This window comes from Microbulbifer sp. ALW1, assembly GCF_009903625.1.
Lineage (GTDB): Bacteria > Pseudomonadota > Gammaproteobacteria > Pseudomonadales > Cellvibrionaceae > Microbulbifer.
Genome location: NZ_CP047569.1, coordinates 2,176,012 through 2,187,403, shown reverse-complemented (window position 1 = coordinate 2,187,403; position 11,392 = coordinate 2,176,012). Strand labels below are relative to the sequence as shown.

Below are 11,392 nucleotides of genomic sequence, written 5' to 3'. Positions count from 1 at the left end.
TCCTTGCAATATTGGCCGCCTGAAACCGTCCTGAAGAGTCCCAGATGCTACACACTCCCCCCAGCGCACCTAACCCACTCCCCACCGACGGCCGCCCCGTGCTGTCCGTCAGTGAGCTCAACCGGGAAGTGAAACATCTGCTTGAGGGCAGCGTGCCGCTGCTGTGGATCAGCGGCGAAATCTCCAATTTCGCCGCACCCAGCTCCGGCCACTGGTACTTTACCCTCAAGGACGCTCGCGCCCAGGTGCGCTGTGCCATGTTCAAAGGCCGCAACCGCAGTGTGCGCTTCCAGCCAGGCAATGGTCGCGAGGTGCTCGCGCGCGCCCGGGTCAGCCTCTATGAGGGGCGCGGTGAATTTCAGCTGATTATCGAGCACCTGGAAGAAGCGGGCTTTGGCGCCCTGATGCGCCAGCTGGAAATGCTGAAAGCCAAGTTACAGGCTGAGGGACTGTTCGAACTGGCACGCAAAAAGCCCCTGCCCTACCTGCCCACCACCATCGGCATCATCACCTCCCCCACGGGTGCCGCGGTAAGGGACATGATCCAGGTACTGGGACGACGCTACCCGGCCGCGAAAATCGAGCTGATCCCGGTCGCCGTGCAGGGACAGGGTGCTGCCCAGCAGATTGCCAACGCCATTGCGCTTGCCGGGCGACTGCAACGTCACGATCTGTTGATCGTCGGACGCGGTGGCGGTTCGCTCGAGGACTTGTGGTCGTTTAACGAAGAAATTGTTGCCCGTGCCCTGGCCGCCTGCCCGATCCCCACCATTTCCGCAGTGGGACATGAAACCGATACCACGATCGCCGACCTGGTAGCCGATGTCCGCGCGCCCACCCCCTCTGCCGCCGCGGAGATCGCCAGCGCCAACGCCGCCGCACTCAGCGAGGAAATCGAGGGAGCTCGCTGGCGGCTGACACGCGCCATGGAGTTGCAACTGCGCCACTTGCGACAGCAGGTGCAGCTGGTAGGCAACCGTATCCGCCACCCCCGGGAGCAACTGCAAAACCGTGCGCAGCGATTGGACCATCTGGAGATTCGACTACAGGCGGCAATGCGCGGTCGCACCCAGGCCAACACCCTGCAACTGGCACAACTGGAGCGTGCCCTGGCGCAAGTTCACCCTCGACAACAGTTGCAGCGTGCGCAGTTACAACTATCACAGCAAACCCAGCGCCTGCACAAATCCATTGTGTCCCTGCTGCAACACAAGGGCGAGCAGCTAGGCTTTTCCGCTCAGCTGCTCAACAGTGTCAGTCCCCTGGCGGTACTGGATCGTGGCTACGCGATTGTCCAGAATGAACAGAAACAGGTCATACGTCGTGCCCAGGATGTGATTTCAGGACAAAGAGTCCACGCCAGGCTGGCTGAAGGGGAAATCACTGCTGTGGTTGAATGATTGCAGCAGCGGCCATTTCGCACCTCACAACTATTTCTCCGCGGCGACCCTAGGATTGCTGAATCGCTTTATTTGCCAAAGCGGAGTAATTCATGGGCGCGATTCTCTCCAAACACCTGCTATTGCCAGTCTTGATACTCACTCTCTGCGGATTGATTGTCGGGTGCGACAATAAAGCCCCCTCCCCCGCACCGGGAAATGAACCACCGCAAGAGTTCAAAAAAGAAAGGGATACCCGCTTCGAGAACTACGATGAATCGGGAGACCTGAGCGCGCTGAAAAAACGCGGCAGTATCCGCTTTGTCACCCTGGCTACCAGCGAAGAAGATCTGCTTCCCCGCTCGGCAATCGTGACCCACTTGCACTATCAACTGGCGGAAGACCTCGCCAAGCGACTCAAGCTCGAACCACACTGGATCGCAGCAGCCTCACCGGAAAAGGCGCTGGAAATGATCAAGAATGGCCGCGCCGATGTTTTTACTGGAAACCTAACCCGCACCGAGGAGCGGGCACAGAATTTTGACCTGACAGAGGCCATAGCGAACGCCCGCCAACAACTGGTGACAGGGCAAAACGGGCCTGACGTTGAGCACCCGGACAAACTCGACAATATTATTATTTCCATCATGTCGGGCAGCACCTATGTTGCCACCGCCCAGGCGCTGAAACAGAAAATTCCTGGCGCCGAGCTTGAGATGCGCGAGCTGCAGAAAAACGACACCGTCGACCAGTTGCTCGACAATATCAACCGCCGAAAAAACGTGGTCACCATTCTCGACAGTAATATTGTGCAGGGGGTAAAAGGCTACCGGGACGACTTCAAGGCGGGCGCTTTCCTCAGTGAGGAAGAAGACATTGTCTGGGCCATGCGCAAAGACTCCCCCGAACTCAGATTGCGCATCAACAACTTTCTCACCAAGAAAATGGTAAAAGCGCCGACTGAAAGGAAGTCCGATTGGGCGTCGATCAAAAAATCCAAGGTGATCCGCTTTCTCACCTACAACGGTCCCACCAGTTACTTCATGTGGAAAGGCACCCTGATGGGTTTCGATTACGACCTCGCCAAAGCCTTCGCCGAAAAGCACGACCTTGAACTGGAGCTGATTGTCGTACCCTATGACCAGGAACTGATCGAGTGGCTAAAGGCGGGACGCGGTGACTTTGCGGGTGCCTCGATCACCATCACCGAAGAGCGCAAGGCCCGCGGAGTCGATTTCAGCACGCCCTACATCGAAATGGCCGAGCAGGTCCTGAGTAACAGCGCCAAACCGCCAATCAAAACTGTCCAGGACTTGAATGGTCGCACCCTTACCCTACGCGCCTTTTCAATTTTTGAGAGCATCGCAAAAGCGCTACAGGATAGCGGCATCAAGGTGAAGATAGAGCTGGCCGAGCCGGCAGTAAGCTATGAGCAAATCGTCAATATGGTCGCAGAAGGCGAGCTGGATGCCACCATTGTCGACGCCAGTGCCGCAGAAGTAGGCGCTGCTCTGCGAGAGGGCCTTACTGCAGGTCCGGTGGTCAGTGACCCACTCCCCCAAGGCTGGATGGTTCTCAAGGAAAACAAATCCCTGCGGGAGAGAATCGATACCTTTATCAAAGAGTTCAAAGCATCCAAACAGTACGCAAAAAAAGTCAATTACTACTTCAAACCAGATAAGGCAGTCAGCGATAAAATACTAACCCGGATCAGGCCGGGCGAAGACTTATCGCCTTACGACAAACTCGCAAAAAACTCTGCGCAGGAGCACGAATTTGACTGGCGTCTGATCGTTGCCCAGATGTGGCAGGAGAGCAGCTTTGACCCCAATGCAGAGTCGCCAGTAGGTGCCCAGGGGTTACTACAGGTTATGCCGCGTACCGCTGAGGAAGTTGGGTATCCACCACCGCTGTTTGAACCCAAGCGTGGAATCGAGGCTGGGGTCAAATACCTGAGCTGGATACGCGAGCGCTTTGATGACGACATCAACCTGGAAAACCGCTTGTGGTTTTCCCTGGCTGCCTACAACGCCGGCATTGGCCACTTGTACGACGCGCAGCGCCTGGCAAAAGACCTGAACCTGGATCCGAATGTCTGGTTCGGAAATGTCGAAACCGCGATGCTCAAACTCTCAGAACCGCGGTATTTCAAAAAAGCGCGCTACGGCTATGTGCGCGGCGCTGAGCCGGTTCAGTATGTGCATAACATCAGCAAGCTCTACCGCGCCTACACAGACATATCTCCGGGGGAAGTTGCATTGCGTCTGCGCTATGTGCCGAATTTTACTCACATACCGCGCAGTCGCGCGCCGAGTACGATGCATTGCAACCCGCTCTTCTGGATATCGCGCTGCGAATTCCCAGTACACACAGGTTTCCGTTAAGTCAAGCAACCAGGATTTAGTAAGTTTTCATAGCTGCCAGGTGCAACATCCATAGCCGCAAGGCAGCTCATCGGATATTACCTGCGACGACCTTAACATAGAGCTTGGCAATGGAAACTACTAACGTCTCAGGGCACTAAAGTGGGAATAGTTATTGCAATAGAAAAAACTCAGTTAAATCGCCGTGCAGCTCTCCTCGGCGCGCTGCTTATAGCACTCTTGACCCTCTGCATTGCCGCATGCGATCAACGCGATTCCGCACCCGCCCCGCATGTATCTGTGAAAGATATTGAACAGAAGACTTTACCCGCAGACCGTACCGCAAACGAAAACTATATCGAACAGGGAGACCTTGCCGCGATCAAAAAGCGTGGTCTAATCCGATTCGTCAGTTTGACCGGTGACAATCAGCCGATACTTCCCCGTGAAACAATCGTCAATCAGACACACCGACAAATGGCTGAAGACTTTGCCAAAAGAATCGGCCTTCCCACACGCTGGTATATTGCTCAATCTCCGGAACAGGCACTCCGCATGGTACAGGATGGCGAAGTAGATATCGTTGCAGAAAATATGAGTATCACGCCATTACGCCAGGAAACTGTGGGATTCAGTATTCCAATATTACAAACTGCAGATGTTTTGCTTTCAGGAAAAAATGGTCCAGACATCAGTGATATGAAAAATCTGGTGGGGACGGAATTTATCGTCCTTGCCGGTAGCACCTACGCCGACCGGGCCCACACACTCGTTGCAGAATATCCCGATGCCAACCTTTCGGTCCGCGAAGTATATTTGACGGATAAACGAGACACCGTGTTTGACATGGTTTCTGAAGTAGACAACGCGGTGACCATCCTGCATCGAAACCTCGCAGAAGAAACGTTGCAGTACCGCGATGATTTGAAGATTGGCGCCACCGTGGGACCGCAGCAAAATATCGCCTGGGCTATCCGCAAAGACGCAGTGCGCCTGAAAAGTCGCATTAATAACTTCCTTACCCGAACGCTGGTCAATGCTGTTCCGGAACGCACATCCCACTGGTACGCCATCAAAGAATCGGGGGTGATACGTTTCGCCACCTATAACGGTCCCACCAGTTATTACCTGTGGAAAGGTGTCTTGCGCGGTTTTGACTACGACATGGCAAAGGCTTTCGCCGATAAGCACAAACTGCAGTTACAAATCGTTGTGGTCCCCAACGAAGAAGACCTTGTGGATTGGGTGGTCGATGGGCGAGCGGATATTGCCGGCGCCTCCACAACGATAACCCAGAGCCGTATCGACCGGGGAGTAACCTTCAGCTCGCCATTTATCGAAACCACCGAGAAAATCATCAGCAACCGGAAGTACCCCAAAATCGAAACCCTTGACGACTTGCGGGGAAGAACTATCACCCTGCGCGCTTATTCCTCATTTATCCAAACCGCGCGAAAATTGCGTGAGCACGGTGTCGATATAAATGTCGAAGTAGCCCCCGCCGAAATGTCATTTGAGGAAGTGCTTAACAAAGTCGCCGAGGGACACTTTGAGGCCACTATTGAGGACGGATACATCGCCGATATTCAGGCGGCCCTACGCCCGGAACTGCTCATCGGCCTGCAGGTTAGCGAGGGCCAACAACAGGGGTGGATGGTCAAGCAGGGACACAAAGACCTCTTGCGACAGATCGATCGGTTTATTAAGGGATTTAGCAAAAGCAAAGAGTTTGACAACCTGCTCGCGGCCTATTTCGAGCCGGACAAGCATCTGGTGCAAAGAATCTCTGCGCGGGTGATACCAGGTGAGGCACTATCTCCCTACGACAGGATTGTGCAGGCATCGGCGCTTGAATATAACTTTGACTGGCGCCTGATTGTCGCGCAGATGTGGCAGGAGAGTAACTTCAACCCGAAAGCGGTATCACCAGTAGGCGCCCAGGGACTTTTGCAGGTCATGCCACGCACGGGTGAAGATATGGGCTTTCCGCCACCACTCTTCGACCCGGAAAAGAACGTCAAGGCTGGCGTTAAATATATGGAGTGGGTCCGCAACCGCTTCAAGGCCCCCCTCCCTGTCAGTGAGCAGCTTTGGTTTACCCTCGCGTCTTACAATGCCGGGCTAGGTCACCTTTTGGATGCCCAACGTCTTGCGAAAAGTATCGGTCTCGATCCCAACAAATGGTTCGACAATGTGGAGGTTGCCATGCTCAAGCTCTCCGAACCGAAGCACTTTCAACAGGCGCGCTACGGCTATGTGCGCGGCTCAGAACCTGTCGCCTACGTACGTAAGATCAGCAGGCTTTATCAGGCCTACACTAATGTCGCTTCCGGTGAACTGATTTTAGGCGCGGTAGCTGTCCAAGGGAGTCTGTTGGCGACGATTATGGCGTCAACACAATTTTGCCAATATGGTCACTCGACTCCATCAACCGATGTGCGTCCGCCACGTCTTCCAGTGCAAACGTGGCCGCCATCACCGGACGAATTTTGCCCGCCTCTATCAGCGGCCACACTCTCCTCTCCAGGTCCCGGGCAATAGTGGCCTTTACTTCCGGTGACTGCGGGCGCAGGGTCGACCCGGTCAGGGTCAGTCGCTTCAGCATCACCGGTAGCATATTGACCTCGACTTTGGCCCCATTGAGATACGCGATATTGACGATGCGGCCGTCTTTGGCGGCCGCACGTATATTGCGATCGACATAGTCTCCGCCGACCATATCGAGAATCACATCGGCGCCTTTGCCGTCGGTGTATTCCATGACAGCCGCTACAAAGTCCTGCTCACGGTAGTTGATGGCACGCTCTGCGCCCAGATCCTTGCAGGCCGCACATTTTTCGGCAGAACCAGCGGTAACCAGAACCCTGGCCCCCAGCTCCCGCGCAATCTGAATCGCTGCAGTTCCGATACCGGAAGAACCCCCATGCACCAGCAGTACCTCGCCGGGTTGCAGTTTCGCTCTGTGTATCAGGTTACTCCAAACGGTAAAAAACGTTTCTGGCAACGCGGCCGCCTCGATCGCACCCAAGCCCGCGGGGATCGGCAGGCACTGCTCCTCCGGCGCCAGAGCCAATTCCGCATAGCCACCACCGTTGGTCAAAGCGCACACAGGATCTCCTGCCTGCCAGCGGCTGACACCCTCACCGACGGCCACTACTTCACCGGCGACTTCCAACCCTAGAACCGGGGAGGCCCCTGGGGGCGGTGGGTAAAAGCCGGCACGCTGGACGATATCCGGGCGGTTGACGCCAGCCGCGGCCACCTTGATCAACACCTGCCCTGGCTCAACCTGGGGCGATGGTCCCTCGACCAGTTGCATGCTTTCCGGGCCACCGCTTTCGGGCAGATCGATATAGCGCATCCGTTTTCTCCCACTGTGTATTTTCTGCAGTAATCAGTGCAACAGATGCTACAACAAAAAAGCCCGGCAGAGCCGGGCTAAAAGACTGGAGGTGAGGTGAGGTAAAACTCAGATGTCGTAGTTCAGCTCGATACCCACGATGCGACCGCGGTTGATCGGCGTAAAGGTAGAGTTGGGGCCCAGAGTTACCGGTCCCAACATACCCGGCAGCTGGGTATCGTTACCTTCGCTAACTTCATCCAGCATGTTTTTGCCGAACAGCGCCAAGCGGTAACTGCCGGAATCCGGGGTGAAACCGATGCTGAAGTCCACCATTTCCACTTCACTCAGCATACCGGCGTTGTTGTCGGTATAGGCGGAGGCGTCGCGGTGGTTGTAGTTGATCCGCGAGGTAAGTGCGCCCCAGCCGCCCAACTGCAGGTCGTGCACCATACCTACGCCATAAGTCCAGGGGGCAAGACGGGGAATTTCCAGCCCGTAGTCTGCACCGTCCACCACACCGTCACCGGTGAGATCCAGCCAGATATCGTCGTACTCACCATCGACATAACCCACATTCATGGTCATCAGCAGTGAATCGGTCAAGCCGGCCATCATTTCAAACTCGGCGCCGCGAATAGTCGCGTCGGCGGTATTGCGAATCAGCTGGGCAACACCGGCGGTGGCACTGGGCAGGTTCACTTCCCGCTGCATGTCGTCGATGGTGTTGTGGAACAAGGCCATATTGGTTTTTACCCGGCCATCCAGCCACTGGGTCTTGGCACCAATCTCGAAGCTGTTCTGCTCTTCCTGATCGGTCGGCCCCGGGGATTCGCCAAAGGCGGTATTGCGCATGTTGTAGCCACCACTGCGGAAACCTTTAGTCCACACGGCATAGGCCTGCGCCGAATTACTGATCAGCCACTGCATACCCACTTTCGGGGTAAAGGCACTCCACTCCTCGGTATCGCTGAAGTCATAAGTGGCGCAACCGTCCCGGTCACAACCATTACCGGGGATAATGGAGGCGATATCGGCACTCTTCTCCTCGCTGGAATAGCGGCCGCCCAGAGTCAGTACCCAGGAATCGTTCAGGTCGATGTCAGCCTGGGTAAAGACACCCATTGCAGTGTGATCCTGAACGCCACCACCGGCCATCACCAGCGCGCCACCGAGCAGATTGCGCTCTTCGATATATTTCAGGTCCTGGGTAAACCAGTAGACACCGCTGGTAATCGCGGTGGCGCCAAAGCGACCGGAGTAGCGCAGCTCATTACTCAACTGATCCTGGTCAATCAGGCTATAGGAGTGGAACAGGTGTACCGGCAGGGAGTCGATATCCCCTTCACCATCGGTCTCGTAATCCCGCCAGGCAAGGATGTTGGTGATGGTACCGCTGCCGAATGCCACATCCCGGTTGTACTCGGCAATCGCCTGGGTCCAGTCGGTTTCAGCCCAGCCTTCGTTGTCAATTGCCACCTCAAAGGAGTCTTCACTGTTGTCCCAGTCGGTGACCCCCACAGATGCCGCGATCAATGGCGAAAAATCACCGCGGTTTTGACCGATGGGCCCGTCCGCGTCCACATGACCAGACTCAAGGCGCACGATCAGATCGGCAGATTCACCGAGGTCAACGGTAAAGCTGGGGCGCACAAACCAGGTGGTGGAAGCGCCCAGGTTATCGTTGCCATTAAATTTGTTTTCAAACCAACCCTTGTCGTCGCTGTAGTAAGCGGTCAGGCGGCCATTAACGGATTCACTGATCTTGCCGGAAACAGTACCCGCCAGGTTGGTTTCCTGCTGTGCCGTGGTCGAGAAGCGGATCTTGCTGGCAAACTCCTCGGTGGGCTTGGCGGTCTTGACCACCACCGCACCGCCGGTGACATTGCGCCCGAACAGGAGCCCTTGGGGGCCGCGTAGTACTTCAATCCCTTCCAGGTCGAAAAGATCCAGGATTACACCGGCGTTGATCCCCATATACATACCGTCGACAAAGACACCCACGGTGGGGTCAATGGATGGGATGGAACTGTTCACACCCAGACCGCGCACGGTGAAGTTGGCGGTGCTTTTGATGGTGCCGGCATCATCCATCTGCACATTGGGCATTTTGAATGCGAGGCTTTCCAGATCGCGGGTCTGCAGGGCTTCCAGCTGGTCGCCAGAGTAGGCCGTCGCTGCGACAGGGACATCCTGCAGGCGCTCAGCGTCCCCGCGCTTGCGCGCAACAACCTGGACCTCTTCCAGCAGGGTATCGACAGAGTTGCCTGCGGCCTGCGCCGTACCCACACCGCATGCAAGCGACATCGCAGCGAAGGAGCAGGCCGAGGCCAGTACCAGATTCCTGGAATTGGATGTTTTGACTTTCGCTGTATTGGAACAGTCGTGTGAGGTGAAAGCGTCAGATTGGCTTCCCATGTTTTCTCTCCATTGCACCGAGTTATTTTTATGTAATTTCCAGCAACAGAACTGCGGTAATCGCTACTGTACCGCTCGCTGTTGATCCCTACCAGCGAATCAGTCCAGCAAACCGTCCTGTTTACTATCGACCCCGTGAACCACCGCATACTGAGGTCGACAGTGGAAAGACTACTAGAGGTTTTTCCGTTACAAAAGTTTATTTTTTTGAGTAATTCATTCCGCTTATCCCGAACAACGCAAAACGTAAGTTACGGAAATAGTCCCACATGAATGACTCTGCCGTCACAATCAGAAACCACCGGGGTTTGTTTCCGGACTTCTCCAAATTGCTACCGGGGCAGCAATCGCGAGAATGAGTGATTCCTTAGGTAACAGTTTATCGCTCACCCCCTATTGCACAGAATAATAATGAGTATCCACTGTACAAATAGGTCAGCTGGCATCATCGAGTGTGTGCCCGGCGCTACCTTCACACCATAACCTCTTCGGTAAAGTTTGCCTGCCGGTCAACCGCCACACTCCAATTTCACGGCCAGGGCGGATACCGGACCGGGAAGCAGGTAAAAATCCTCAATCGAATCCGCGACGGCTTCCATTACCCCGGCGGTAGTGGCACAGGTTTGTCGCAGGCGCCAATCTGTAAGCCAACACATCCAGAACAAGTATTGGGGGCACTCGATTGTGAACAGCGAGTACACACCGGAAGAGCAGGCATTTCGCCGCAGAGTAAGGCAGTTTTTACAGGAAAATTTGCCGGAAGATATTCGTCGAAAAACCTTGCTCGGCATGCACCTGGAAAAGGAAGACTGCGTGCGATGGCAGAAAATTCTACACCAGCAAGGCTGGGCCGCCGTCAACTGGCCAGAGGAGTACGGCGGTACCGGCTGGACCGCCACACAAAAGAATATTTTTGAAACCGAATGTGCCCTCGCCGGTGCACCAGAGGTTATCCCCTTCGGCATGAAGATGGTGGCACCGGTGATCTTCACCTTTGGTAACGAGGAGCAAAAGCAGCGCTTTCTGCCCGACATTCTTGCCAGCAATGTATGGTGGTGCCAGGGCTATTCGGAACCCAATGCCGGCTCCGATCTGGCCTCGCTAAAAACCACGGCCTACCGCGACGGCGACCACTACATCGTCAATGGCACCAAAACCTGGACCACCCTGGCCCAGTACGCCGACTGGATTTTCTGCCTGGTACGCACCGGTGCGCCCGCAGAGAAAAACCAGACAGCGATTAGCTTCTTACTGATCGACATGCACACCCCGGGAATCTCCCTGTCCCCTATTCTGACCCTGGACGGCTATCGCGAGGTCAATGAAGTCCACTTCGACAATGTGCGGGTACCGGTAGAGAACCGAATTGGCGATGAGGGCAAAGGCTGGACCTACGCCAAGGTACTCTTGACCCACGAGCGCACCAACATAGCGCGGGTTGCCCAGTCCCGCTGTCAGCTACAGAGAGCCCGTCAGCTGGCCGAAAGCACCCCTGACAGTGCCGGCACATTGATGGATAACCCGGTGTTTGCGCACAAGTTTGCCGAAGTTGAAATTGAACTCCTGGCCCTGGAGTACACCGAGCTACGTACCCTGGACGCCATTCGCACCGGCCAGGCGCCGGGACCCGAGTCCTCCATCCTTAAGATCAAAGGCACAGAGCTGGCCCAGTCCATCGATGAGCTGCACGCGGAAATTGCCTCTTGTGGCGGCATGCCCTATGTCCCCTGGCAACTGGACGAAGGATTTGATGGCGAACGGGTGGGATCGGACTCTGCGGTAAACAGCTGGCTGCGCTATTTCAATAATCGCAAGTCATCCATCTACGGCGGCAGTAACGAAATCCAGAAAAACATTATCTGCAAGGCCGTGCTGGGCCTGTAACCGGAGGA

General features: G+C 55.5%; 5 protein-coding genes and 1 pseudogene. 4 read left to right on the top strand and 2 right to left on the bottom strand.

Annotated elements, in window-relative coordinates:
• Positions 1–44: 44 nt before the first annotated feature.
• The 3 genes and pseudogenes from xseA to GRX76_RS08940 all read left to right on the top strand — a co-directional run.
• Positions 45–1,400 (top strand): exodeoxyribonuclease VII large subunit, encoded by a 1,356-nt coding sequence (gene xseA / locus GRX76_RS08950; protein ID WP_160153004.1) that lies wholly within the window; start codon positions 45–47, stop codon positions 1,398–1,400.
• A 92-nt stretch (positions 1,401–1,492) separates the two neighbouring features.
• Complete coding sequence (locus tag GRX76_RS08945) at positions 1,493–3,763, top strand: transporter substrate-binding domain-containing protein (RefSeq protein WP_160153003.1); 2,271 nt, start codon at positions 1,493–1,495, stop codon at positions 3,761–3,763.
• 456 nt (positions 3,764–4,219) lie between these two features.
• Positions 4,220–5,887: pseudogene (locus tag GRX76_RS08940) on the top strand (transporter substrate-binding domain-containing protein); the annotation flags it as partial.
• Positions 5,888–6,125: 238 nt separating this feature from the next.
• Here the strand turns inward: GRX76_RS08940 and GRX76_RS19270 are convergent.
• Both GRX76_RS19270 and GRX76_RS08930 read right to left on the bottom strand, forming a co-directional pair.
• Positions 6,126–7,103 (bottom strand): NAD(P)H-quinone oxidoreductase, encoded by a 978-nt coding sequence (locus tag GRX76_RS19270; protein ID WP_160153001.1) that lies wholly within the window; start codon positions 7,101–7,103, stop codon positions 6,126–6,128.
• A gap of 108 nt (positions 7,104–7,211) precedes the next feature.
• Entirely contained in the window at positions 7,212–9,500 is a 2,289-nt protein-coding gene (locus tag GRX76_RS08930; RefSeq protein ID WP_160153000.1) for a TonB-dependent receptor, read from the bottom strand.
• 684 nt (positions 9,501–10,184) lie between these two features.
• On the opposite strand from GRX76_RS08930, the gene GRX76_RS08925 reads away from it, so the two are divergent.
• Positions 10,185–11,384 carry an acyl-CoA dehydrogenase family protein gene (locus tag GRX76_RS08925; RefSeq protein WP_160152999.1) on the top strand — a complete coding sequence of 400 codons (1,200 nt, stop codon included), beginning with the start codon at positions 10,185–10,187 and terminating at the stop codon, positions 11,382–11,384.
• Positions 11,385–11,392: the final 8 nt, after the last annotated feature.

Excerpts from the sequence above, each read along its gene's own strand:
- xseA (WP_160153004.1), top strand. The coding sequence starts at position 45 with ATGCTACACACTCCCCCCAGCGCACCTAACCCACTCCCCACCGACGGC.
- GRX76_RS08945 (WP_160153003.1), top strand. The coding sequence starts at position 1,493 with ATGGGCGCGATTCTCTCCAAACACCTGCTATTGCCAGTCTTGATACTC.
- GRX76_RS19270 (WP_160153001.1), bottom strand. The coding sequence starts at position 7,103 with ATGCGCTATATCGATCTGCCCGAAAGCGGTGGCCCGGAAAGCATGCAA.
- GRX76_RS08930 (WP_160153000.1), bottom strand. The coding sequence starts at position 9,500 with ATGGGAAGCCAATCTGACGCTTTCACCTCACACGACTGTTCCAATACA.